Origin of the sequence: Actinomycetospora rhizophila, assembly GCF_042657905.1 — a bacterium.
In the GTDB taxonomy this organism is placed as follows: domain Bacteria; phylum Actinomycetota; class Actinomycetes; order Mycobacteriales; family Pseudonocardiaceae; genus Actinomycetospora; species Actinomycetospora rhizophila.
In genome coordinates this window covers 170,669-193,157 of record NZ_JBHSKG010000006.1, presented here as the reverse complement: position 1 = coordinate 193,157, position 22,489 = coordinate 170,669, and the positions used below count along the sequence as shown (strand labels likewise).

General features: G+C 74.8%; 23 protein-coding genes. 6 read left to right on the top strand and 17 right to left on the bottom strand.

Annotated elements, in window-relative coordinates:
* Position 1 precedes the first annotated feature (1 nt).
* The 9 genes from amaP to ACFPK1_RS13875 all read right to left on the bottom strand — a co-directional run bounded on the left by amaP (position 2) and on the right by ACFPK1_RS13875 (position 4,409).
* Positions 2-607 (bottom strand): alkaline shock response membrane anchor protein AmaP, encoded by a 606-nt coding sequence (amaP, locus tag ACFPK1_RS13915; protein WP_378021529.1) that lies wholly within the window; start codon positions 605-607, stop codon positions 2-4.
* Positions 604-1,137 (bottom strand): DUF6286 domain-containing protein, encoded by a 534-nt coding sequence (locus ACFPK1_RS13910; protein ID WP_378021528.1) that lies wholly within the window; start codon positions 1,135-1,137, stop codon positions 604-606. Before ACFPK1_RS13910 ends, amaP begins: the two co-directional genes overlap by 4 nt.
* A gap of 3 nt (positions 1,138-1,140) precedes the next feature.
* The gene (locus ACFPK1_RS13905; protein WP_378021527.1) at positions 1,141-1,608 is read right to left on the bottom strand and encodes an Asp23/Gls24 family envelope stress response protein; all 468 of its coding nucleotides are present in this window, start codon (positions 1,606-1,608) and stop codon (positions 1,141-1,143) included.
* Positions 1,605-1,784, bottom strand: a complete 180-nt coding sequence (locus ACFPK1_RS13900) for a hypothetical protein (RefSeq protein WP_133825242.1) — start codon at positions 1,782-1,784, stop codon at positions 1,605-1,607. The genes ACFPK1_RS13905 and ACFPK1_RS13900 overlap by 4 nt, the downstream gene beginning before the upstream one ends.
* 54 nt (positions 1,785-1,838) lie before the next feature.
* Positions 1,839-2,126 carry a hypothetical protein gene (locus ACFPK1_RS13895; protein ID WP_378021526.1) on the bottom strand — a complete coding sequence of 96 codons (288 nt, stop codon included), beginning with the start codon at positions 2,124-2,126 and terminating at the stop codon, positions 1,839-1,841.
* Positions 2,116-2,493: a hypothetical protein gene (locus tag ACFPK1_RS13890; RefSeq protein WP_378021525.1), complete on the bottom strand. Its 378-nt coding sequence runs from the start codon at positions 2,491-2,493 to the stop codon at positions 2,116-2,118. Before ACFPK1_RS13890 ends, ACFPK1_RS13895 begins: the two co-directional genes overlap by 11 nt.
* The gene (locus ACFPK1_RS13885; RefSeq protein WP_378021524.1) at positions 2,490-2,993 is read right to left on the bottom strand and encodes an Asp23/Gls24 family envelope stress response protein; all 504 of its coding nucleotides are present in this window, start codon (positions 2,991-2,993) and stop codon (positions 2,490-2,492) included. Before ACFPK1_RS13885 ends, ACFPK1_RS13890 begins: the two co-directional genes overlap by 4 nt.
* A gap of 118 nt (positions 2,994-3,111) precedes the next feature.
* Positions 3,112-3,885, bottom strand: a complete 774-nt coding sequence (locus tag ACFPK1_RS13880) for a pyrimidine reductase family protein (protein WP_378021523.1) — start codon at positions 3,883-3,885, stop codon at positions 3,112-3,114.
* On the bottom strand, positions 3,882-4,409 hold the full coding sequence (locus ACFPK1_RS13875) for a DUF3072 domain-containing protein (RefSeq protein WP_378021522.1): 528 nt from the start codon (positions 4,407-4,409) through the stop codon (positions 3,882-3,884). Before ACFPK1_RS13875 ends, ACFPK1_RS13880 begins: the two co-directional genes overlap by 4 nt.
* Before the next feature lie 396 nt (positions 4,410-4,805).
* Here ACFPK1_RS13875 and gltB point away from each other — a divergent pair, with 396 nt between their 5' ends.
* The gene (gene gltB, locus ACFPK1_RS13870) at positions 4,806-9,413 is read left to right on the top strand and encodes a glutamate synthase large subunit (RefSeq protein ID WP_378021521.1); all 4,608 of its coding nucleotides are present in this window, start codon (positions 4,806-4,808) and stop codon (positions 9,411-9,413) included.
* Complete coding sequence (locus tag ACFPK1_RS13865) at positions 9,406-10,869, top strand: glutamate synthase subunit beta (RefSeq protein ID WP_378021520.1); 1,464 nt, start codon at positions 9,406-9,408, stop codon at positions 10,867-10,869. The genes gltB and ACFPK1_RS13865 overlap by 8 nt, the downstream gene beginning before the upstream one ends.
* A gap of 168 nt (positions 10,870-11,037) precedes the next feature.
* Here the strand turns inward: ACFPK1_RS13865 and ACFPK1_RS13860 are convergent, their stop codons facing one another.
* On the bottom strand, positions 11,038-11,880 hold the full coding sequence (locus tag ACFPK1_RS13860; RefSeq protein WP_378021519.1) for an esterase/lipase family protein: 843 nt from the start codon (positions 11,878-11,880) through the stop codon (positions 11,038-11,040).
* A gap of 145 nt (positions 11,881-12,025) precedes the next feature.
* On the opposite strand from ACFPK1_RS13860, the gene ACFPK1_RS13855 reads away from it, so the two are divergent.
* Positions 12,026-12,748, top strand: coding sequence for a GNAT family N-acetyltransferase (locus tag ACFPK1_RS13855; protein WP_378021518.1), 723 nt, complete (start codon positions 12,026-12,028; stop codon positions 12,746-12,748).
* On the opposite strand, the gene ACFPK1_RS13850 is transcribed toward ACFPK1_RS13855, so the two are convergent.
* On the bottom strand, positions 12,745-13,041 hold the full coding sequence (locus ACFPK1_RS13850; protein WP_378021517.1) for a hypothetical protein: 297 nt from the start codon (positions 13,039-13,041) through the stop codon (positions 12,745-12,747). The genes ACFPK1_RS13855 and ACFPK1_RS13850 overlap by 4 nt on opposite strands.
* Before the next feature lie 851 nt (positions 13,042-13,892).
* On the opposite strand from ACFPK1_RS13850, the gene ACFPK1_RS13845 reads away from it, so the two are divergent.
* Positions 13,893-14,690: a collagen-like domain-containing protein gene (locus ACFPK1_RS13845; protein WP_378021516.1), complete on the top strand. Its 798-nt coding sequence runs from the start codon at positions 13,893-13,895 to the stop codon at positions 14,688-14,690.
* A 66-nt stretch (positions 14,691-14,756) separates the two neighbouring features.
* Here the strand turns inward: ACFPK1_RS13845 and ppc are convergent, their stop codons facing one another.
* Positions 14,757-17,534 (bottom strand): phosphoenolpyruvate carboxylase, encoded by a 2,778-nt coding sequence (ppc, locus tag ACFPK1_RS13840; RefSeq protein WP_378021515.1) that lies wholly within the window; start codon positions 17,532-17,534, stop codon positions 14,757-14,759.
* A gap of 116 nt (positions 17,535-17,650) precedes the next feature.
* Entirely contained in the window at positions 17,651-18,118 is a 468-nt protein-coding gene (locus ACFPK1_RS13835) for an ester cyclase (RefSeq protein ID WP_378021514.1), read from the bottom strand.
* 55 nt (positions 18,119-18,173) lie between these two features.
* On the opposite strand from ACFPK1_RS13835, the gene ACFPK1_RS13830 reads away from it, so the two are divergent.
* On the top strand, positions 18,174-19,049 hold the full coding sequence (locus ACFPK1_RS13830) for an alpha/beta hydrolase (protein ID WP_378021513.1): 876 nt from the start codon (positions 18,174-18,176) through the stop codon (positions 19,047-19,049).
* On the top strand, positions 19,046-19,612 hold the full coding sequence (locus tag ACFPK1_RS13825) for a dihydrofolate reductase family protein (protein ID WP_378021512.1): 567 nt from the start codon (positions 19,046-19,048) through the stop codon (positions 19,610-19,612). Before ACFPK1_RS13830 ends, ACFPK1_RS13825 begins: the two co-directional genes overlap by 4 nt.
* A 3-nt stretch (positions 19,613-19,615) precedes the next feature.
* On the opposite strand, the gene ACFPK1_RS13820 is transcribed toward ACFPK1_RS13825, so the two are convergent.
* Genes ACFPK1_RS13820 through ACFPK1_RS13805 form a run of 4 tightly spaced genes read right to left on the bottom strand, consistent with a single transcriptional unit; the run spans position 19,616 to position 22,475 of the window.
* The gene (locus ACFPK1_RS13820; protein WP_378021511.1) at positions 19,616-20,842 is read right to left on the bottom strand and encodes an RNA polymerase sigma factor; all 1,227 of its coding nucleotides are present in this window, start codon (positions 20,840-20,842) and stop codon (positions 19,616-19,618) included.
* A gap of 4 nt (positions 20,843-20,846) precedes the next feature.
* The gene (locus tag ACFPK1_RS13815; protein WP_378021510.1) at positions 20,847-21,224 is read right to left on the bottom strand and encodes a YciI family protein; all 378 of its coding nucleotides are present in this window, start codon (positions 21,222-21,224) and stop codon (positions 20,847-20,849) included.
* A 43-nt stretch (positions 21,225-21,267) separates the two neighbouring features.
* Entirely contained in the window at positions 21,268-21,882 is a 615-nt protein-coding gene (locus ACFPK1_RS13810; protein WP_378021509.1) for a dihydrofolate reductase family protein, read from the bottom strand.
* Entirely contained in the window at positions 21,882-22,475 is a 594-nt protein-coding gene (locus tag ACFPK1_RS13805; RefSeq protein WP_378021508.1) for a dihydrofolate reductase family protein, read from the bottom strand. The genes ACFPK1_RS13810 and ACFPK1_RS13805 overlap by 1 nt, the downstream gene beginning before the upstream one ends.
* Positions 22,476-22,489: the final 14 nt, after the last annotated feature.

The window sequence follows — 22,489 nt, the reverse complement described above, 5'->3', positions numbered from 1 at the left end:
ATCACTCCACCCGCGCCGGCGTCGGCGCCGAGCTGGCGTCGAGCTCGAGGCGCACGGCCGTGGGCAGGGCGGACACCGCGAACGCCTCGCGGGCGCGGGCGAGGACCCGGCCGTCGAGGTCGGCCCAGACGTCGCGGACGTCGGTGCCCTCGACCAGGGTCAGCGCGATCCGCAGCGCCGGCTTCTGCGCGGTCCCGACGAGCCGGACGCGGGCCCGGCTCACCCCGTCGATCGTCTCGGCGTCGTGGCGTACGGCGTCGCAGATCGCGGCGTGCTCGACGGTCAGCCGCTCGCCCGGCAGCTCGGAGAGCGAGACGTCGGGGCGCGGCTCGGGCCGCAGGGACCGCAGCGTCCACCAGATCCCGATGAGGAAGAGCAGGAGCCCGACGCCGATGAGGATCCACCGGGTCGCGGTGACGTGGGTGGACACCCAGGCCACGGCGATCGGGTCGATCACCGGGCGCGCGGCGCGGTTGGCCCCGAACACCCCGTAGCCGACGAGGAGCGCGAGCACCGACGCGGCGACGAGGACGAGACCGAGGAGCGTGGTGAGCGTGCGGTCGCCCCCGGCGGAGCGGGCGACGGCGGCGCGGGAGCGGCGGCTCACTTGACCCCCTTGGTGGTGGTGACGGACACCGCGATGCGGGGGCGGCGCGCCAGCGGCAGCCGGACGAGCATCTCGGTCACCCGGTCGCGGATGGCGGCGCGGACCTCCTCGGCGGGGTCGAGGGTGGCCGCCTTGACGGTGATCTTCGAGGACGAGGCGACGACCGAGGCCGACACGACGTCGTCGTGCGAGCGGACCTCGTGGCCCACGGCGCGGGCCAGCGACCGGGGCGAGGTGGTGACGGTGACCTCGGGGACCGGGTCGGCCAGGAACACGTCGTGGCGCCGCGCGACCAGGCCCAGGATCAGCACGAACAGCCCGACCACGCCGACGACGATCGCGACGGCGCGCACCGAGCCGGACTGCCAGGTCAGGCCCTCGATCGCCGAGCGCCACGCCGGCCACGGCACGACCAGCGGGCTCGAGGCGGGCGCGACCCAGGCCGTCACCGTCTCGACCACCAGGGCGAGGCCGGCGACGGCCAGCAGGAGGGCGAGCAGCGGCGCGAGCACGCGCAGCAGGAGGCGCACTTCTCACTCCGTCCGGGAGGCGGGGGTCCGGGACGTGGCGGCCCGGAGCGCGGGGTCGGTCAGCGCGGAGACGCCGATGTCGAGCGTGCGCACGCGGTAGGGCGTGAGCTCCTGCACGCGCTCGCGGACGGCGTCGCGCACGGCGGCGGCGCTGTCGGCGATCCGTGCCGGGTAGGCCAGCGGGACCTCGAGGCGCAGGTCGACCTGCTCGCCGTAGCCCGAGACCTTGGCGCTGGTCCCGGACTCGCCGAGGTCGAGCCCGGCCAGGCGGCGCTGGGAGCGGACGGTGCCCGCCGTGTGGTCCGCGGCGTACTCCGCGATCTTGCGGACCACGGAGAGCGCCACGTCCAGGCGGCCCCGCTCGGCGGCCTCGTCGGCACCGGGGTCGGGTGCGGGGTCGGGTGCGGGGACGCCGACGGGGTCCACGGCGGGCACGCCCGTCGGCGCGGTGGCGTCGGTCGGGGAGCTCATTTGTCGCGGCCGCGCCCGACGAACTGGTTGACGTCGAGCTCGCCGTCGAGCACGCGCCCGACGACGAAGCCCAGCACGCCGAGGACCAGGGCGATGAAGAAGCCCTGGAGTCCGCCGGCGGCGGCCGCCACGCCCAGGATGAGGCCGACGAACATGCCGGCACGGGTGGCGCTCATGACCACTACCTCCACGGTGTGCAGGCCCCGCACGGGTCGGCGGGGCCGGACGTTCTAGATCACGCGGGCGGTGCCGCGGCGGGGGTCGTACCGGCGGGCCAGGCGACGCCCGAACCGTCCGAGCCGGGCGAGACCGCCGCCGGGGACGGCGACGACCGGGGCGTCGAGCCGCGGGTCGTCCGCCGCGATCCACGCCCCGGCGCGGGACGGGCGCGGCGCCTCCGACCAGGCCGCGGCCCGGTGGGCCGCCAGGCCCTCGCGGAAGGCGACCGGGTCGCCGCCGACGTCGGGGTGGTGGGCCCGGACGAACGCGCGCAGCGCCGCCCGTGCCTCACCGGTCATGCGTCACCGGCGCCGGGAGCTCCAGGTCGGTGACGGTGACGTCGACGCGCCGGTTGCCCGACGCGCCCGCCACGATCCGCCGCAGCTCGGCGGCCGTCGCGGTCACCGGGGCGCCGAAGTGCAGCACCACGGCGATCCGGTCGGGCTCCCCGCCGTCACCGAGCACGACGCCCGGCAGACGGCGACCCGGCAGGTAGGTCGCGACCGTGCCGAACGGGCCGCCCGACAGGGCCGCCACCGCGGGGTGGGCGAGCAGCGCCTCGGCGATCCGTTCGGGCAGCGGGCCGAGACCCGGGGCCTCCGGCGCCCCCGGGGCCACGGCGGCCCCGGGCGGCCGGGTCCCCGCAGCGGGGTGGGGCGTGCTCACTCGACGCGGGTCGAGGGCTGGCTCGGCGCCGCCTCGCCGTTGTCGTCGTCGTCGCCCGGCATGTGGATGTCGTTGACGGCGATGTTGACCTCGATGACCTCGAGGCCGGTCATCTGCTCGACCGCGGCGATGACGTTGCGGCGCACGGCGCGGGCGAGCTCGACGATCCCGGCGCCGTACTCGACGACGATGTCGAGGTCGATCGCGGCCTGCTTCTCGCCGACCTCGACCTGGACGCCGGCGGCCTGCGAGGTGCCGCTGCCGCCGGGGATGCGCTCGCGGATGGCGCCGAAGGCGCGCGAGACGCCGCCGCCCATCGAGTACACGCCCGAGACGTCACGGGCGGCGATGCCGGCGATCTTCTGGACCACGCCCGAGGCGATGGTGGTCTTGCCCTGCCCCGTGTCGTCGGCGAGGCGGGCCGGGGTGGCACCCGCGGTCCGTCCGCTCGACACGGCTGCGGCCTCGGAGCCGGTGGCGGTGCTGGGGCTCTGCGTCATGGTGTGGCGCTCCCTGTGCGCGTCGCTGGGTGGTGCTGGGTGCTGGGACGGCACCGCTGGTGCCGGTTGCCGACCCGGTACCCGTGGGACACGGGCCCCGCCGATTCGTCATGCGGTGTCACCCGAAAGAACCAACAGAATGACCGGGATCACTCGTGCGGTACCGCAGGAGCAGCCCGTCCTCGTGCGCGAGCACGCCGGCCAGGCGCAGCGGGCGCGGGCCGTCGAGGGCGGGGCCGGCGACGATCCGGTCGATGCCCCCGCCCGCCAGCTGGGGCGCGAGGCTCAGGCACAGCTCGTCGACGCGCCCGGCGGCGAGCAGCGAGCCGAACAGCGCCGGCCCGCCCTCGCAGAGCACCCGGGTCAGGCCGCGCGCGGCGAGCGCGGCCAGCACCGCGCCGGGGTCGGTGGCCGACGGGTCGTCCCCGCTGGCTCCGACCACCTCGGCGCGCCCCCCGAGCCGGGCGGCGGCGTCCTGCGCGTGCGCCGCGGCGACGAGGACCAGCGGCGGCACCGACGTGTCGGTGAACAGCCCCGACCCGGGGTCGAGGTCGCCGCGGGTGCTGACGACGGCGATCGGCGGCACGGGCGCCCGGCCCCGCGCGCGCCGCCGATCCTCGCGCTCCGGGGTGGTGCGCGCCCCCCGGTAGCGCTCGGCGCGCGCCGTGCCCGCCCCGACGAGGACGACGTCGGCGAGCTCGCGCAGCACGCCGAACAGCTCCTTGTCCCCGGGGGCGTGCAGGCCGGTCGAGAGCCCGCCGACCGCGACGGCCCCGTCCACGCTGGCGACGAAGTTGACGCGCACCCACGAGGGGTCGGGGGAGGCGTACAGCGCGAGGAGGTCGTCGCGGTCGAGCTCGGCCCCGTCGGCCGCCGGCCAGAGCTGCCTCAAGAAGAGGCCTTCTGGCGGAGGTCGTCGATCGCCCGCGAGGCCTGCGACTTGGTGAGCCCGGTCGGCGGCTCCTCGCCGGCCTGCTGCGCCAGGGTCTCGAGGTAGCTCGCCTGCGGACCCGTCATCGGCTCGTCGCCCGTCACCCATTCGGTGGTCGGACGCTCCTGGCGCGAGAGGTCCGGACCGTCGCCGGAGTCTCCGTCGCCGCCGCCCCCGCCCGGTGTCACGGCGCCCTGCAGGCGCTCGATCTCGTCGGACGCCTGCGCCTTCGTGAGGCCGGACGGCGGAGCCTCCCCGGCCTGGTGGGCGAGGGTCTCGAGGTAGCTGGCCTGGGGCCCGGTCATCGGCTCGTCGCCCGTGACCCAGGCGCTGTTGTCCTTGGCCGCGGGTGAGTCGTCACCGGGGGTCTTGACGGCGTGCGGATCGGGCGCCGCGCCGGTCGTGTCCCCGTACCCTGCGGTAGCGGCCTCTTGGCCCGACCGTGTGTCGTCGGTCAGACTGTTCGGCGTGTCGGGATCGGTCATGAGCACTCCTCGCTCGTCGGGCGACGTCGCCGCGGCCGGGCTCCCCGGCCGCGATCCGTACGGCGATACCTCCGGGCCATCGAACAGACGTTCGAGACACTGACGCGGTTACCCCCTCAACGGCGAGGGACACCTGCCGACCGCGGACGCCCCCGACAGGGGCTGTCGCCCTATGGCGATCAGCACTCTTTCGGAGGCGTCAGCACGGTGCGCTGCGACGGCCGCGGAGGTTAACGTCAGATTGCCCCTCCGGTCGTCCACCACGGACACCCGACCGGTGCGCCGGGGCCTGTCCCCCCGGCGAGCGCCGCGACGCCGAGCGCTCCCGGGGACCCACGACCACCACGCCGGACCCCGGCACCACCACCTGCACGGAAGTCACGATCGGAGGCGCACGTGGAGAACCGCCGGAAGGGCGAAGGCCTCTACGACCCGGCCTACGAGCACGACGCCTGCGGCGTCGCGTTCGTCGCCGACATCGCCGGGCGTCGTGATCACCGCACCGTCAGCCGCGGCCTGACCGCGCTGCTGAACCTCGAGCACCGCGGCGCCCGCGGGGCCGAGCCCTCCACCGGCGACGGCGCCGGCATCCTCCTGCAGGTCCCGGACGGGCTCTACCGGCCGGTCCTGGCCGAGGCCGGGGTCGAGCTGCCCGAGGCCGGCCGGTACGCGGTCGGCAACGGCTTCCTGCCCGCGGACACCGACCCGGCCGAGGTCGAGGACATCGTCGCGCGCGTCGCCGCCGAGGAGGGCCTGGAGGTCCTGGCCTGGCGCGAGCTGCCCGTCGACCCCGACGGTGCCGGCATCGGCCACACCGCCCGCGCGGTCATGCCGCGTTTCCGCCAGCTCTTCCTGGGCCTGCCGGCCGGGGTCACCGAGGTCGTCGACACGCCGAACGCGGGGGACGACGACGCCGGCATCGTCATGACCCTCGAGCGCCGCGCCTTCGCGGCGCGCAAGCGGATCGAGCACGAGACCCGCGCCGCGGGCGTCGAGACCTACTTCCCGAGCCTGTCCGGGCGCACCGTCGTCTACAAGGGCATGCTCGCCGAGGAGCAGGTCGAGCCGTTCTTCGCCGACCTCGCCGACGAGCGCACCACCAGCTCGATCGCGCTGGTGCACAGCCGCTTCTCCACCAACACGTTCCCGGCGTGGAGCCTCGCGCACCCGTACCGCTACCTCGCGCACAACGGCGAGATCAACACGCTGCGCGGCAACCGCAACTGGATGGCCGCGCGCGAGTCGATGCTCGCCACCGGCGCGTTCGGCGAGGCCGAGCTCGACCGGCTGTTCCCGATCGTCACGCCCGACGCCAGCGACTCGGCGACGTTCGACGAGGTGCTCGAGCTGCTGCACCTCGGCGGGCGCACGCTGCCGCACGCGGTGCTGATGATGATCCCGGAGGCGTGGGAGAACCACACCGAGATGGACCCGGCCCGCCGGGCCTTCTACCGGTACCACTCCACGCTGATGGAGGCCTGGGACGGCCCGGCGCTCGCGGCGTTCACCGACGGCTCGGTGATCGGCGCGGTGCTCGACCGCAACGGCCTGCGCCCCGCGCGCTACTGGGTCACCGAGGACGGCCTGGTCGTGCTCGGCTCCGAGGTCGGCGTGCTCGACATCGACCCCACCACGATCGTCCGCAAGGGCCGCCTCGAGCCCGGCCGCATGTTCCTGGTCGACACCGTCGGTCGGCGCATCGTCGACGACGACGAGATCAAGGGCGAGCTGGCCGCCGAGCACCCCTACGACGAGTGGCTGCACGCCGGGATGGTCGAGCTCGCCGACCTGCCGGTGCGCGAGCGGATCCCGTTCAAGCACGAGACGCTCGTGCGCCGCCAGCAGTCCTTCGGCTACACCGGCGAGGAGGTCTCGCTGCTGCTGCGGCCGATGGCGACCACCGGCGCCGAGGCCACCGGCTCGATGGGCAACGACGCGCCGCTCGCGCCGTTCTCGTCGCGCAGCCGCGTGCTGTTCGACTACTTCGTGCAGCTGTTCGCGCAGGTCACCAACCCGCCGCTGGACGCCTACCGCGAGGAGCTCGTCACCTCGCTGCAGGTGCACCTGGGCTCGGAGACCAACCTGCTCGACGCCTCGCCGGCCTCGGCCCGGCGCGTCGTGCTCCCGCTGCCGGTGCTCGACGACGACGAGCTCGCCCAGCTCGTCGGGATCAACGACGACGGCGACATGCCCGGCTTCGCGCCGTACGTCGTCTCGGGGCTCTACCACCACGCCGGCGGCGGCGAGGCGCTGCGCAGCCGGCTGGCCGAGATCCGCGACGAGGTCTCGACGGCGGTCGCCGGCGGCGCGAGGATCATCATCCTGTCCGACCGCGACTCCGACGCCGAGCACGCGCCGATCCCGTCGCTCCTGCTCACGGGCGCGGTGCACCACCACCTCGTGCGCGAGAAGACCCGCACCCGCGTCGACCTGGTCGTCGAGGCCGGCGACGTCCGCGAGACCCACCACGTCGCGCTGCTGCTGGGCTACGGCGCGAGCGCGGTGAACCCGTACCTCGCGCTCGACACGGTCGACGACCTCATCGACCGCGGCGTCATCACCGGCGTCACCTCCGGCACCGCCACCCGCAACGTGGTCGAGGCGCTGGCCAAGGGCGTCCGCAAGGTCATGAGCAAGATGGGCATCTCGACGGTCGCGTCCTACATGGGCGCCCAGGTGTTCGAGGCCATCGGCCTGGGCACCGAGGTCGTCGACGAGTGCTTCGCCGGCACCACCTCGCGGCTCGGCGGCGTCGGCTACGACGTCCTCGCCGAGGAGGTCGCCCTGCGCCACCGCCAGGCCTGGCCCGCGGACGGCGTCAAGCCCGACCACCGCGAGCTCGCGGTCGGCGGCGAGTACCAGTGGCGCCGCGAGGGCGAGCTGCACGTCTTCAACCCGCACACGGTGTTCAAGCTGCAGCACTCCACCCGCACCCAGAACTACGACACGTTCAAGGAGTACACGCGGGCCGTCGACGAGCAGAGCTCGTCGCTGCTGACGCTGCGCGGCCTGTTCGGGTTCCGCGACGGCGAGCGCACGCCGGTCCCGATCGACGAGGTCGAGCCGGTCGCCGAGATCGTCAAGCGGTTCAACACCGGCGCCATCTCCTACGGGTCGATCTCCCAGGAGATGCACGAGGTGCTGGCGATCGCCATGAACCGCCTCGGCGGGCGCTCGAACACCGGCGAGGGCGGCGAGGACCCCGACCGCTTCACCCGCGACGCCGGCGGCGACTCGCGGCGCTCGGCGGTCAAGCAGGTCGCGTCCGGGCGCTTCGGGGTGACCAGCGAGTACCTGGTCAACTCCGACGACATCCAGATCAAGATCGCGCAGGGCGCCAAGCCCGGCGAGGGCGGGCAGCTGCCCGGCCACAAGGTCTACCCGTGGATCGCGAAGACCCGGTACTCCACGCCGGGCGTCGGGCTGATCTCGCCGCCGCCGCACCACGACATCTACTCGATCGAGGACATCGCCCAGCTCATCCACGACCTCAAGAACGCCAACCCGCGGGCGCGCGTGCACGTCAAGCTCGTGTCGCAGGTCGGGGTGGGCACGGTCGCGGCGGGCGTGGCGAAGGCGCACGCCGACGTCGTCCTGATCTCCGGGCACGACGGCGGCACCGGTGCCTCGCCGCTGAGCTCGATCAAGCACGCAGGCGGGCCCTGGGAGCTCGGCCTCGCCGAGACCCAGCAGACGCTGCTGGCCAACGGCCTGCGCGACCGGATCGTCGTGCAGACCGACGGGCAGCTCAAGACCGGCCGCGACGTCGTCATCGCCGCCCTGCTGGGCGCCGAGGAGTTCGGCTTCGCGACCGCCCCGCTGGTCGTCAGCGGCTGCATCATGATGCGCGTCTGCCACCTCGACACGTGTCCGGTCGGCGTCGCGACCCAGAACCCCGTGCTGCGCCAGAAGTTCGACGGCAAGGCCGAGTACGTCGTCGCGTTCATGGAGTTCGTCGCCCAGGAGGTACGCGAGCACCTCGCGGCGCTGGGCTTCCGGTCGATCGAGGAGGCCATCGGGCACACCGAGGTCCTCGACACCCGCGCCGCGGAGTCCCACTGGAAGGCCGAGGGCCTCGACCTCTCGCCGGTGCTGCACCGGCCGGACCCGCCGGAGAACTTCGCCGGCCAGGCCCTGCACCAGACGAAGGCGCAGGACCACGGCCTGGAGAAGGCGCTGGACCACACGCTGATCCAGCTCGCCGAGGGCGCGATCGCCGACGGCACCCCGGTGCGCCTCGAGCTGCCCGTGCGCAACGTCAACCGCACCGTCGGCACGATGCTGGGCTCCGAGGTCACCCGCCGCTGGGGCGGCAAGGGCCTGCCCGACGACACGATCGACATCACGTTCACCGGGTCCGGCGGCCAGTCGTTCGGCGCCTTCCTGCCGCACGGCGTGACCATGCGGCTCATCGGCGACACCAACGACTACTTCGGCAAGGGCCTGTCCGGCGGGCGGCTCTCGGTGCGCCCGCACCCGCAGGCCCCGTTCGTCGCCGAGCAGAACATCGTGGCCGGCAACGTCATCCTCTACGGCGCCACCGCCGGCGAGGTGTTCCTGCGCGGCAAGGTCGGCGAGCGCTTCTGCGTGCGCAACTCCGGCGCGCTGGCCGTCGTCGAGGGCGTCGGCGACCACGGCTGCGAGTACATGACCGGCGGCCGTGCGGTCATCCTCGGTCCCACCGGGCGCAACTTCGCGGCGGGCATGTCCGGCGGCGTGGCCTACGTGCTCGACCTGCAGGAGAGCCGGGTCAACCACCAGATGGTCGAGCTCGAGGTCGTCGGCCCCGACGACGTCGAGGAGCTGCGCTCCTTCGTCGAGCGCCACTACGCCGCCACCGACTCGGCGGTGGCGCACGACCTGCTCACCGACTGGGAGGCCGCCCTGCCGCGGTTCACCAAGGTGATGCCCACCGACTTCAAGCGGGTGCTGCAGGCGACCGCCGACGCGGAGCGCAACGGCCGCGACGTGAACGAAGCGATCATGGAGGCTGCTCGTGGCTGACCCACGGGGTTTCATGACCACCGGCCGGGAGCTCCCGCGGCGCCGGCCCGTCGACATCCGCATCCGCGACTGGCACGAGGTCTACGAGGAGTTCAACCCGGCCACGCTGCGCAAGCAGGCCGGGCGCTGCATGGACTGCGGCATCCCGTTCTGCCACCAGGGCTGCCCGCTCGGGAACATGATCCCCGAGTGGAACGACCTGGTTTGGCGCGACGACTGGGCCGAGGCGATCGAGCGCCTGCACGCGACCAACAACTTCCCGGAGTTCACGGGGACGCTGTGCCCGGCGCCGTGCGAGTCCGCCTGCGTGCTCGGGATCAACTCCGACCCGGTGACGATCAAGCAGGTCGAGATCGAGATCATCGACCGCGCCTGGGACGAGGGCTTCGTGCGCCCGGAGCTCCCCGAGTCGAAGACCGGGAAGTCGGTCGCCGTCGTCGGCTCCGGGCCCGCGGGGCTCGCCGCCGCCCAGCAGCTCACGCGCGCCGGGCACGACGTCACCGTCTACGAGCGGGCCGACCGCATCGGCGGGCTCCTGCGCTACGGCATCCCCGAGTTCAAGATGGAGAAGAAGCGCCTCGACCGCCGTCTCGAGCAGATGGTGGCCGAGGGGACCCGGTTCTTCGCGGGCGTCGAGGTCGGCGGCCCGGCCGACACCGACCTCTCGATCGAGAAGCTGCGCGCCGACCACGACGCCGTCGTCCTCGCCGTCGGCGCCACGGCCTGGCGCGACCTGCCGATCACCGGCCGCGAGCTCGCGGGGATCTACCAGGCGATGGAGTACCTGCCGCCGTCGAACAAGGTGCAGCAGGGTGACTACGAGCGCTCGTTCATCGACGTCGAGGGCAAGGACGTCGTGGTGATCGGCGGCGGCGACACCGGCGCCGACTGCGTCGGGACCGCCCACCGGCAGGGCGCGAGGTCGGTGACCCAGCTCGAGATCATGCCGATCCCGCCGTCGGAGCGCCCGGGCACCAACCCCTGGCCGACCTACCCGATGATCTTCCGGATCTCCTCGGCGCACGAGGAGGGCGGCGAGCGGCTGTTCTCGGTCAACACCGACGAGTTCCTCGGCGACGAGCACGGCCACCTGCGCGCGCTGCGCCTGGTGGACGTCGAGCGCGTCGACGGGAAGTTCGTGCCGGTCGAGGGCAGCGAGCGCGAGATCCCGGCCGACTTCGTCTTCCTCGCGATGGGCTTCCTCGGCCCGCAGAAGGAAGGGCTGCTCGACAGCCTCGGCGTCGAGTACGACGACCGCGGCAACGTGCAGCGCGGCGACGACTACCAGAGCTCGGTGCCGGGCGTCTTCGCCGCCGGCGATGCCGGGCGCGGGCAGTCGCTGATCGTCTGGGCGATCGCCGAGGGCCGCTCGGCCGCCGCCGGCGTCGACCGGTTCCTCACCGGTCGCGACGTCCTCCCGCGCCCGATCAACCCGACGGACCGCGCGCTGGCCTGAGCCGCGGGGTCCGCAGCGAACGCGCTGTTCGCTGCTTCTACGCGTCGAAAGTCCCCGTTCGCTCCGGGGTGACGGTCCGCTCGGCACCTGCGACGGCCGTGCTCGCGAAGATCAGGGGCACCGGGTGCACCTGGGGGCGCGTGCCGAGGTGCACCCGGTGCCCCTGATCTACGCGACGAGCGTGAGGGCGGGGCGCACGGCCGTCGTCTGCATGATCAACGGGGACTTCGCGCGCATAGAAGCAGCGAACAGCGCGTTCGCTGCATCACGGCGGGCGGGACGGACGGGGCGGGCGGGGCGCGCGAGGCCGGCGATGCGGGCGACGACGCCGGTGTCGCTCAGCAGGCCGCAGTGCCCGACGCCGTCGACGACGACCGCCTCGGTGCCCTCGAGCGCCGCGGCGTCCGTGGCGACGACGACGTCGGCGCGGGAGGCCAGCGCGGTCCAGGGCGTGCCGGCCGTGACGGGGACGTCGGCGAGCGAGCGCAGGACGGGGGAGCCGGCGCGCAGGTCGCGGACCGCGCCGACCGGGAACAGGTGTGCCCACCGGGTGCCGCGCAGCGGGGCGGCGACGGTGACGACACGGGTGACGACGCCGGCGAGGCGCCCGCCGGCCAGGCTCGCCGCGACGACCACCCCGCCGAGGCTGTGCCCGACGAGGGTCACCGAGCGGGCGCCGCTGCGGCGGGCGAGATCGCGGACCTCGTCGGCCAGGCGCGCGCCGAGCTCCGGCACGCCGGTGGTCCACGTGTAGCGGTGGGTGACCACGGCGACGCCCGGTCCGCCCAGCGCGTCGGCCACGGTGTCCCAGCAGTCGGGGCCGGCCCCGAAACCGTGCACCAGGACGACGAGCGAGCGCGCGTCGGCGACCTGGGTCGTGAGCTCCGGGGTACGGACCCGTCCGGCGTGCAGCGCGGCGAGCACGAGCGTGGCGAGCACGCCGAGCACGACCCGCAGCGCCGCGCGCACCTCGCGGAGGTGGCGGCGCACCGTCGTCGACGTGGTGTCCACCGTCCACCTCCTTGACCGGGAGCCGGGCCTGGTGCCCGGCGTCTGCGCTGGTCACGAGCCTGCCCGGGGCGCGGACCCGTGTCGGGTGGGCACGCCCGCCGATCGGGTAGGGTGCGCCCCCGCATTCACCCGGAAGGGGAGAACAGTGGACGTCCAGGGTCTCGGTGCCACGGTGGCGCGCTACGCCCGGGCCGCGCGCTACACGGTCGAGTCGGGCACGTACAAGGACACCGCGAAGCGGCTGGGTCAGCGGGTGTCGTCGTCCCACCACGCCTACGGGCTCAAGCGCGACCTGACGCTGCCCCACGAGACGCCGGTCGCGAAGATCCCGATCGCGGTCCGCCCGCTCACCGACGCCGACGTCCCCCGCATCCTCGACGAGCACGCCGAGGTCGACGAGGCGGAGCGCTGGGAGCGCCACACGCGGGTGCGGCTCCTCGAGCGAGGGATCGGCTCGCCGTACGTCGCCGTCGACCCCGACGACGACCCCTGCTACGTGCAGTGGCTGTTCGGGCCGCGCGAGAACGACGAGGTCCGCGAGTTCTTCCACGGCATCTTCCCCGAGCTCGGCGCCGACGAGGCGCTGCTCGAGGGGGCCTTCACGCCGACGCGCCACCAGGGCAAGCGGATCATGAGCGCCGGGATGTCGATGATCGCGGAGAAGGCGGCGGACCTCGGGGCCCGCCACGTCCTCACGTTCGTCGGGGTCGAGAACATCGCGAGCCTCAAGGGCTGCGAGCGGGCGGGCTTCCTGCCCGCGATCGACCGCTGGGAGACGCGGCGCCTGGGGCGGCTGCGCGTCGAGTTCCGCCCGATGGACGCCGACGAGGTCGAGCGGGCCCGCGTCCTGAAGCCGAGCTCCTCCTAGGCGGGGCGCGGCTGGCGGTGGCCGGCGATCGCCGGCACGGTCACGCGCAGGCGGTGCGGGGCGACCTGCCAGTAGCGGCGCTCCGGGTCGGCGAGGCGCCAGCGCTCGGCGAGCTCGGTGACCCGGTGCTCGTCCACCGCCGTCGCCCGCGCGCGCCAGCGGCGCGAGCGCCCGCGGACGAGGACGTCGAGAGCGCCCCAGGCGTCCTCGGCCGAGCCGTGCACGGTGACGGTGGTCGGGGACTCGCCGTCCCCGAACAGCACCGTGTAGGCACTGACCGCGTCGTAGGTCACCGGTTCTCCTCCCGCCGGTCCTCCGGCGCCGCGGACGCAGCACCCGGGTCGGGCCGACGCCTCCAGTGAAGCCGTCCGGGCGTCCTCCCGACGAGCGGCACACGCCGGTCCGCGCCGAGCTGAACCGATCCCGCGGCGGGTGGTCCGCCCGCTCGTGTGTCGCCCGTCCGGTGGTGCCGTCTGCCGCAGCGGGAGCACGGGTGGCCCGTCTGCGACGCGGGGTGTTCGCCGTTGCGGGCGTCCGCGGGGCGCTCCTCGAGGAACTCGGCACGGGCGAGCTGGAGGTCGAGCTCCGCAGCGGCCCCTCGCTCGACGTCGGCGGGAACCGGCGAACGGCTCGCACCCCTGATCGGTAAATGGCGCTGCCCGTGGGACTCGTCATGGGCGGATCGGTGTCCGCGAGCGCCCGCGAGGCCTACCGTCGTCGGGGAGGGGCGGTCTCTAACAGCTGGACCGCCCGACGTCGATCGCGGTCCCGCGCTGACATCTCGCGCGGCGGACCGCCCACGTCAGTGGTCGCCGTGGCGCGGCGGCCCCGCCGATGCCCGGTCCGACACCTGGCGCCGGCGAGCGAACAGCCGGCGCATCGGCCCCCAACGATCGGACGCGGTCGCGACGGCCACGGTCCGCACGAGGAGATCTCTTGGCACAGACAGAAAACCGCTCGGCCACCACGCAGCGCGAGAAGCGCACCGACCGGCCGGCGCGCGACAAGCGCACCGACGCGTCGGCGTCCGACGGCTCCACCACCCAGCGGACGGCGCGCACCGCTCGCGACGATCGCCCGCAGGGGCGGCCGGGGCCGCAAGGGCCCGCCGGGGAGAAGGGACCGACCGGCGACAAGGGTCCTCGTGGCGACCAGGGGGAGCACGGCGAGCACGGCGAGCAGGGCCCTGCACGGCGAGCAGGGCGAGCAGGGCCTGCACGGCGAGCAGGGCGAGCAGGGCCTGGAGGGTGAGCAGGGCGAGCAGGGCCGCAAGGGTGAGCGGGGTGAGCATGGCGAGCAGGGGCTGAAGGGTCCCCGCGGTGACCAGGGTGCTCCCGGTGAGCAGGGTCCCCAGGGCGAGCAGGGGGTCCACGGCTTCCCCGGCCAGCAGGGCGCGCAGGGCGAGCAGGGCCTCCAGGGTGCGCAGGGACGCCAGGGCGAGCAGGGCCTGCGCGGCGAGCAGGGCCTGCGCGGCGAGCAAGGCCTGCGCGGCGAGCAAGGCCTGCAGGGCGAGCAGGGCGAGCAGGGCCTGACGGGTGAGCGCGGGGCACCCGGTCCGCAGGGCATGCCCGGGCCCCGCGGCGAGCAGGGCCCGCAGGGTGAGCCCGGACCGGCCGGCCCCCAGGGGCCCCCGGGGCCGCAGGGCCAGCCCGGTCCCGCCGGCCCGCCCGGGCCGCAGGGTGCCCCGGGTCCGCAGGGTGCGCCGGGACCTCAGGGTCAGCAAGGGTGGGCCTCCGAGCCGGTGCGGTCCGCCGGGACCCGGCACACCGACGGGGACCGGGACACCGACGGGGACCGGCACCGCGCCGAGGCACCGCGCTCCGGCGTGACGGTGGGGAACCTCGTCACGTCCACGCTGCTCTTCCCGCTGCGCGCGACGGACGCGACCGTCCGCTTCGGCCTCCGGACGCTCAACCTGCTCGTGCCGGGCGGCCGTTCCTGATCCGGCGAGTGCGATGACGGGGGCCGGCCGATCCGGGCGGCCCCCGTCCGCGCGTCCCGGTGACCCCTAACCGGTGTTGCGCATCCCGGCCGAGATGCCGTTGACGGTGAGCAGCAGGGCGCGCTGCAGGTCGGGGTCGGGCTCGGAGACCTGGCGCCGCGCAGCGAGCGTGTGGACCTGCAGGTGGTGCAGCGGCTCGAGGTAGCCCTCGCGGATGTCGAGCGTGCGGCGCAACAGCGGGTTGCCGCCGAGCAGCGTGCCGCCCGGGGTGAGCTTGAGGACCTCGCGCTCGGTCACCCGGTGCTCGGCCTTGATGATCTCGAAGACCTCCTGCAGCTCCGGGTCGACGAGCTCGGAGACGTAGAACCCGGCGATGCGCATGTCGGTCTTCGCGAGCGTCATCTCGACGTTGGAGATCAGGTTCGCGAAGAAGGCCCAGTCGCGCATCTCGTCGACGACCTCGGAGTAGCCCGCGTCGTGCGCGGCCTTCAGCCCGGTGCCCAGGCCGAACCAGCCGGGCACGATCATCCGGGTCTGCGTCCAGCCGAACACCCACGGGATCGCGCGCAGGTCCGACAGCGAGGTCTGCCCGCCCGCGCCGGGACGCTTGCCGGGCCGCGAGCCGACGTTGAGCATCGAGAGCTCGTCGACCGGCGTGGCCTGGGTGAAGAAGTCCGGCAGCGACTCGTGGGAGATCAGCTGTTCGTAGGCCTGCTGGGCGGCGTCGGAGATGACGTCCATCGCCTCGTCCCAGCGCTTGAGCGTCGCCGCCTCCACCCGCGAGGTCTGGTGCAGCAGGGTCGCCTCGAGCACCGCCGAGAGCATGATCTCCAGGTTGTCGCGGGCCAGCGCGGGCAGCGAGTACTTGTCGGAGATGACCTCGCCCTGCTCGGTCACCTTCATCACCGCGTCGACGACGCCGTGGGGCTGGGCGGCGATCGCCTCGCCCGCGGGCCCGCCGCCGCGCCCGACCGACCCGCCGCGGCCGTGGAAGAGGCGCAGGCGCACCCCGTGCTTGGCGGCGACGTCGCGCAGCTGGCGCTGGGCGCGGTGGATCGACCACTGCGACGTGGTGAGCCCGGCGCCCTTGTTGGAGTCCGAGTAGCCCAGCATCATCTCCTGCACGTCACCCCGGGCGGCCACCAGCGCCCGGTAGGACGGGTCGGAGAGCATGCCGTCGAGCAGGTCGCCGGAGATCCGCAGCTCGGTCGCGGTCTCGAACAGCGGCACGATGTCGAGGCAGGACACGGCGCCGTCGGCGGTGAGCTCCACCAGCCCCGCCTCCCGCGCCAGCACGGCGACGGCGAGGATGTCGTCGACGTTCTGGGCCATCGAGATGACGTAGGTGTGCAGCGCCTCCTGCCCGTAGGTCTCCTGCACGGTGCGGATGCAGTCGAACACCTCGAGGGTCTCGGTCACCGAGTCGCCGAAGGGCCGGTCGCGCCGCGGGCTCAGGGTCCGGCGCCCCGCGAGCTCGCGCGACAGCACCTCCCGGCGCGCGTCCCGGTCGAGCTCGTCGTAGGGCGTGTCGAGCTCGCCGAGCCGGTCGAACAGCGCCGCCAGCGCCGCGTGGTGGTAGCTGGAGTGCTCGCGGACGTCGACGCTCGCGAGGTGCAGCCCGACGGCGTTCGCGCTGCGCATGACGTCGCGCAGGCCGCCGTCGGCGATCCGTTCGCCCTGGTGGCCGCGCAGCGAGACGTCCATGACCTCGAGGTCGCGCAGGTACTCGTCGGCACCGAGGTAGTCGCGGCCCGGCCGGTGGGGCGTGCCCTCGGCGTAGCGCCGGCGGGTGTTCTCCAGGCGCGCGTGGATGTAGGAGCACTTGAGCCGGTAGGGCTCCTCGGCGTTGAGCCGCACGAAGCGGTCGTAGATCTCGGGCAGGGCCCGGCGGTCGCGGGCGAGGCTGCGGCGCAGGTCCTCGCTGACACCGACCAGGCGCGTCGAGAGCGACAGCTCCTGCACGAGCTCCTCGAGCAGCTCGCTCTGGATGCGCACGCCCCGCTCGCCGTAGATCCGCATCGTCTCGAGCGTCAGGTCGGCGGTGACGTTCGGGTTGCCGTCGCGGTCGCCCCCGACCCAGCACCCGAGCACCAGCGGCCGCGAGTGCTCGGGCAGGCGCAGGTCGACGCGGTCGAGCTCCTCGTCGAGCGCGGTGAGGACCTCGGGGACCGTGCGGCGCCCGAGCTGCTCGAGGTAGTAGGCGACCGAGCGGGCCTCGTCGAGCACGGTCGGACGCTCGGGGCGGATCTCGTCGGTCTGCCAGATGAGGTCGACGAGCCGGTGCAGCCGGGTCTCGGCGATCTCCTCTCCCACGTCCTCCGCGAGCACGGTGGCGATCGCGCGCAGCTTGCCCAGCACCGACTGGCGCTGGGCCTCGGTCGGGTGGGCGGTGAACACCGGCTCGAGCTGGAGGCGCGACAGCGCGGTGGCGAGCTCGTCGGGGTCGGCGTCGCTGGCGAGCCGGTCGACGAGGGTGTGCAGCGGCCCCGAGCCCTCGGCGTGCACCGCGGCGCGCTCCTGGCTGCGGTGCAGCTGCTCGGCGAGGTTGGCGAGGTGGAAGTAGGTGGCGAACGCGCGGCCGAGCACCGCGGCCGTGCCCGGGTCGAGCTCGGCGAGCACGTCGCGGATCGCGGTGTCGCCCCGTTCCGGGACCTCGCGGACCAGGCGGCGGACCTTCTCGACCAGCTCGAGCATGTCGTCGCCGTGCTGCGCGGCCACGGTGCGCCCGAGCAGCGTCGAGAGGCGGCGGATGTCGGCCCGCAGCGCCGAGTGCTCGGACTCCGAGGCGACGGTGCCCTCGGTGGGGACGCGGTCGGCCCGGGCGGGTCGCTGGCTCTCGCTCATGGGACGTCCTCCTGGTCGGCGTGCCCGCGGTGGGTTCGAGCGGGTGGGGTCCGCGACGGTGGGGACGCGACGCGATTGTGCCCCCGATCCGGCCGCGGAACACCTGGCGGGACCGCTCAGCCGGTGCCGGCCGCGAGGGGCAGGAGCCCGAGCTGGTCGAGCAGGCCGTGGTGGTCCCAGAGGGTGCGGTGCTCGGTGATCCGCTCGCGGCGCACGGCGACCACGGTGATCGCCAGCACCTCGACCGCCCGGCCCGTCGGCGCGACACCGGGCAGCAGCCAGGGCAGCTCGCGGTCGTGGGTGAACGCGACCCGTGCCTCGTCGACGACCCGCCACCGGTCGCCGGTGCGCGAGACCCGGGTGGTGGTGAGGTCCGCGGGCCGGTGCGGCAGCACGTCGTCGGCGAGGTGGCGGCGCAGCGCCTCGGCCCCGCGGGCGCCGAGCCCCGTGGGCAGGTGCGTGAGCACCACGTCGTCGGTGACCAGCGCCAGCGCCGCGTCGAGGTCGCCGGCGCGGACCGCCGCGTCGAACGCGTCCCGGGTGCGCTCGACCGCGACCATCATGTCCTGGACCGCCTTGGTCATCGTCCGATGCTCGCACCCACGCCGCGCCCACGCGACGGTTCGTAGGGTGATCACCGTGGACTACGCGGCCCACTACCCGGCCCAGCTCCGCTCCGGACCGCCGGCCACCGGCGAGTGGTGGCGGTGGGGCCCGCACGACGTGCGGCTGCACCGCCTACCCGCCCCCGACGCGCCGGTGGTGGCGATCCTCCTGCACGGCGCCGGCGGCCACGGGGCGATGCTCGCGCCCTACGGCCGGCTCGCCGCCGGGGGCGCCGAGGTGATCGCCCCCGACCTGCCCGGCTACGGCGACACCCGGGTCGGCGGACCGGTGACCTGGTCGGACTGGATCGCCTGCGTCGCCGACCTGGTCCGCGCCCAGACCCGGCCGGTCGTGCTGATCGGCGCGAGCCTGGGCGGGATGCTCGCCTACGAGGCGGCGGCAGCCGTCGGGCGCACGGTGCGCCACGTCGTCGCCACCTGCCTCGCCGACCCGTCCGACCGGCGTGTCCGCCGCGCGGCGGCCCGGTGGCCGGTGCTCGGCGAGCACGGCCCCGCGCTGCTCGCTGCCGCGCAGGTCGCCGACGGCGTGCGGGTGCCGGTCCGCTGGCTCACCCGCATGACGGCGATGTCCGCCGACCCCGCGCTCACCGCCCTGGTGTGCCGCGACCCGCGTGGTGGCGGCGGGCGGGTGTCGCTGCGGTTCCTGCGCACGTGGATGACCTCGCGGCCCACCGTCGCACCCGAGGACTTCACCGTCTGCCCGGTGACGCTCGCCCACCCGGCGGCGGACACCTGGACCCCGCCCGAGCTCAGCGTCCGGTTCCTGCGGCGGATCGCCGCGCCCACCGAGCTGGTGATGCTGGAGGGCGCCGGCCACCTCCCCGTCGAGCAGCCCGGGCTCGACCAGCTGCGGGACACGCTGCACCGGGTCCTGGAGGGAGCCCGGTGAACCGTCGCGTCGTCGCCCAGCAGTGGATCTCGGTCGACGGGTTCGCCGCCGGCCCGTCCGGTGAGGGCGACATCTTCGCCGGCGTGCCCGCGGCGTCGGACCGCCGGAGCATGGAGCTCAACGAGGCCCTGATCCCCGAGGTCGAGACCGTCCTGCTCGGCCGGCGCAGCTACGAGTCCTTCGTGCGCTTCTGGCCCACCGACCTCGCTCGCGACGTGCCGGTCGCCCCGCTGGTCAACGCCGTGCCCAAGCTCGTCGCGTCGACCACGCTGACCGGGGCGCCGTGGGGCGGGCACCCACCCGCGGAGGTGGTGCCCGACGCCGTCGAGCGCGTCCGGGCCCTGCGCGGCGAGCCGGGCGGGATCGTGCTGGTGTGGGGCTCGCTGGCCCTCATGCGCACGCTGATCGACGCCGGCCAGGTCGACGAGCTGGACCTGTTCGTCGCCCCGATCGCCCTCGGCGCGGGGACGCCGCTGGCCGGTCGGCCGCTGGGCCTGCGCCAGATCGCGGGGGAGATCTTCCCCGAGGGCGGGGCGCACCTGCGCTTCGCGGTGACGGAGTGACGGTCAGCCCTCGAGCGCGGTCAGGCGATCGGCGAGCAGCTCGCGCTCGACGTCGTTACCGGTGAGCAGCGCGGCCTCCTCGAGCGCCGTCCGGGCCTCCTCGTGACGGCCGGCGCGGCGCAGCAGCTCCCCGCGCGCCGCGGCCAGGTAGCCGTAGCCGGCGAGGCGGGGGTCGTCGCCCAGGCCCTCCAGCGCCGCGAGCCCGGCGTCGGGCCCGTCGGCGAACCCGACCGCGACCGCCCGGTTCAGGGTGACGACGGGGGAGGGCCAGCGGTCGGCGAGGACGTCGTAGAGCCCGACGATCTCGGGCCAGTCGGTGTCGGCGAGCGTCGGGGCGTCGGCGTGGACGGCGGCGATCGCGGCGAGCACGGCATAGCGGCTCAGCGGACGGGCCGTCAGCGCCTCGAGGACCAGGGCGCGGCCCTCGGCGATCATCGTGCCGTCCCAGAGGGCGCGGTCCTGGTCGGCGAGCAGGACGAGCTCGCCGGATCGACCGGTGCGCGCCGCCCGGCGGGCGTCGGTGAGGAGGACCAGGGCGAGCAGGCCCGCGACGCCGGGGTCGTCGGGGAAGCGCGAGCGCAGGAGGCGCGCCAGGTCGAGGGCCCGGTCGACGAGGTCGTCGCGCACGAGCACGGCCCCCGTCGGCGCGGTGTGGCCCGTGGTCAGCACGAGGTGCACCACGGCGAGCACGCTGCCGAGCCGGCGCGGCAGCTCTCGCGGGGTCGGGACGCGGAACGGCACCCCGGCGGCCGCGATCTTCTTCTTGGCGCGGGTGAGGCGGGCGGCCATGGTGGCCTCGCCGACGAGGAAGGCCCGCGCGATCTCCGGGGTCGAGAGTCCACCGAGCAGGCGCAGGGTGAGCGCGACCCGCGCCTCGGCGGTCAGGGCGGGGTGGCAGCAGGTGAACAGCAGCGCCAGCAGGTCGTCGGGCTGCGCTCCGCCCCACGGTTCGGGGGCGACCTCGTCCACCACCAGCAGCGGGAGCGCCCGCTGCGCCACCGCCGCGCGGCGGTGGGCGTCGAGGGCCCGGCGGCGCGCGGCGGTCGTCAGCCACGCGCCCGGGCTCGCGGGGACGCCGTCCCGCCACGCCGTCAGGGCCTGCGCGTAGGCCTCCTGGACGCACTCCTCGGCCTGGTCGAGGTCGCGCGTCACGCGCACCGTCGCGGCGAGCACGGCGGCCCACTCGCGACGGTGCGCGTCGGCGACGGCCCGGCCGACGGGATCGGTCATCGAGCTACGTCGAGGTGGGCCGCAGCGGCCGGACCTCGACGCCGCCGAAGGGCTCGGGCACGTCCCGGGCCACGGCGAGCGCGGTGTCGAGGTCGGGCACCTCGATGACGTAGTAGCCGCCCAGGGCCTCCTTGGTCTCGACGTAGGGGCCGTCGGTGACCAGGGCGTCCTCGCCCGCGGTGAGGTCGTCGCGCGCGGGGCCGTCCGGACGCCGCACGGTCGTGGCCGTCGCGGTCGGGTGCAGCCACCCGCCGCCCCGCAGCACCGCACCGTGCTGCTCACCGAAGCGCCCGTGCGCGGCCATCACGGCTCCGGCCTCCGCCTCACCGATCGCGGCCCAGGACGGCTCGTCGGTGTAGATCAGGATCAGGTACTGGCCCATCGTCGTCTCCTCGGACTCATGGGACCCCTCGCCGGGGCCCTCATCATGTCGTCGCGGGACCGACGCGGGAATCGACAGGTCGACGGACCCGGTAGCGGAGATGGGTCACCTGCCGGTGCAGGTCCTCGGTGGCCGGCGTGCTCAGCCGGCGCACGAGCTCGAGCTCGACGTGGTCGGGCGGGAGGTGGTCGAACAGCCGCCGGCCCCGACCGAGCAGGACCGCGACGAGGTGCAGCTCCATCTCGTCGAGCTCGCCGGCCCGCAGCAGGGCCCGGGCCGCGCCGGTCCCGTGCACGAGGACGTCGCCGTCCCCGGCCGCCGCCCGCGCCCGGGCGGCGGCCTCGCGGACGTCGGTGGCGTAGGAGACGCTGCCGGGCGGGGGCTCGGCGGGGACGTCGTGGGTGAGGACGACGATCGGGACGCCGTCGTGGTGGTCGCCGCCCCAGCGCCCGGCCAGCTCGTAGGTGCGGCGCCCGGCCAGCACCGCGCGGGTGGCCATGGCCTCGGCGAACACCTCGCCGCTGGGCCCCGGGTCGTGGCGGCGGTCGAGCCAGTCGAACAGCCGGAACCCGCCGCGGCCCATCGGGGCGTCCGGACCGTCGTCGGGTCCGGCGACGAAGCCGTCGAGCGAGATCGAGTGATAGAGCCGGATCGCCATCACCGCTCACCCCGCAGCACGCGGTAGCGCAGGTGCACCATGCCGGGCCCGTCGAGGCCGTGCACCAGCTCGAGCTCGACCTGGTCGGGCGGTAGGTCGTCGAACAGGCGGCGCCCCTGCCCCAGCAGGACGGGCACGATCTGCAGCGCCATCTCGTCGAGCTCGCCGGCCGCGAGGAACGCGCGGGCCGCCGAGGCGCCGTGCAGCAGGACGTCCTTGCCGCCCGCGGAGCGCCGCGCCAGTGCGGCCGCCTCCCGGACGTCGGCGACGGGGTGGACCAGCCCCGCGGCGGGGCCGGGCGAGCGCGTCAGCACGATGATCGGGACGCCGTCGTGGTGGTCGCCGCCCCAGCCGCCGGCGAGGTCGAAGGTGCGCCGCCCGGTGAGCACCGCGCCGGTCGTCATCAGGTCGGCCATGACGGCGGCACCGACCTCGTCGTGGCTGCGGGCCGACGTCGGGTGGTCCTCGCCGGTGAAGGTGAGGAAGTCGTGCAGCCGCTCGCCCCCGATCCCCAGCCCCCGGTCCGGACCGTCCTCGGGCCCGGCGATGAAGCCGTCGAGGGACATCCACATGCACAGCACGATCTTGCTCATGGCGGTTCCTCTCC

Bases quoted from the DNA above. Each gene is read 5' to 3' on its own strand.
- ACFPK1_RS13900 (WP_133825242.1), bottom strand. From the start codon at position 1,784: ATGAGCGCCACCCGTGCCGGCATGTTCGTCGGCCTCATCCTGGGCGTG.
- ACFPK1_RS13815 (WP_378021510.1), bottom strand. From the start codon at position 21,224: ATGGGCCAGTACCTGATCCTGATCTACACCGACGAGCCGTCCTGGGCC.
- ACFPK1_RS13895 (WP_378021526.1), bottom strand. From the start codon at position 2,126: ATGACCGGTGAGGCACGGGCGGCGCTGCGCGCGTTCGTCCGGGCCCAC.
- ACFPK1_RS13885 (WP_378021524.1), bottom strand. From the start codon at position 2,993: ATGACGCAGAGCCCCAGCACCGCCACCGGCTCCGAGGCCGCAGCCGTG.
- ACFPK1_RS13805 (WP_378021508.1), bottom strand. From the start codon at position 22,475: ATGAGCAAGATCGTGCTGTGCATGTGGATGTCCCTCGACGGCTTCATC.
- ppc (WP_378021515.1), bottom strand. From the start codon at position 17,534: ATGAGCGAGAGCCAGCGACCCGCCCGGGCCGACCGCGTCCCCACCGAG.
- ACFPK1_RS13810 (WP_378021509.1), bottom strand. From the start codon at position 21,882: ATGGCGATCCGGCTCTATCACTCGATCTCGCTCGACGGCTTCGTCGCC.
- ACFPK1_RS13875 (WP_378021522.1), bottom strand. From the start codon at position 4,409: ATGACCGATCCCGACACGCCGAACAGTCTGACCGACGACACACGGTCG.
- ACFPK1_RS13820 (WP_378021511.1), bottom strand. From the start codon at position 20,842: ATGACCGATCCCGTCGGCCGGGCCGTCGCCGACGCGCACCGTCGCGAG.
- ACFPK1_RS13835 (WP_378021514.1), bottom strand. From the start codon at position 18,118: ATGACCAAGGCGGTCCAGGACATGATGGTCGCGGTCGAGCGCACCCGG.
- ACFPK1_RS13905 (WP_378021527.1), bottom strand. From the start codon at position 1,608: ATGAGCTCCCCGACCGACGCCACCGCGCCGACGGGCGTGCCCGCCGTG.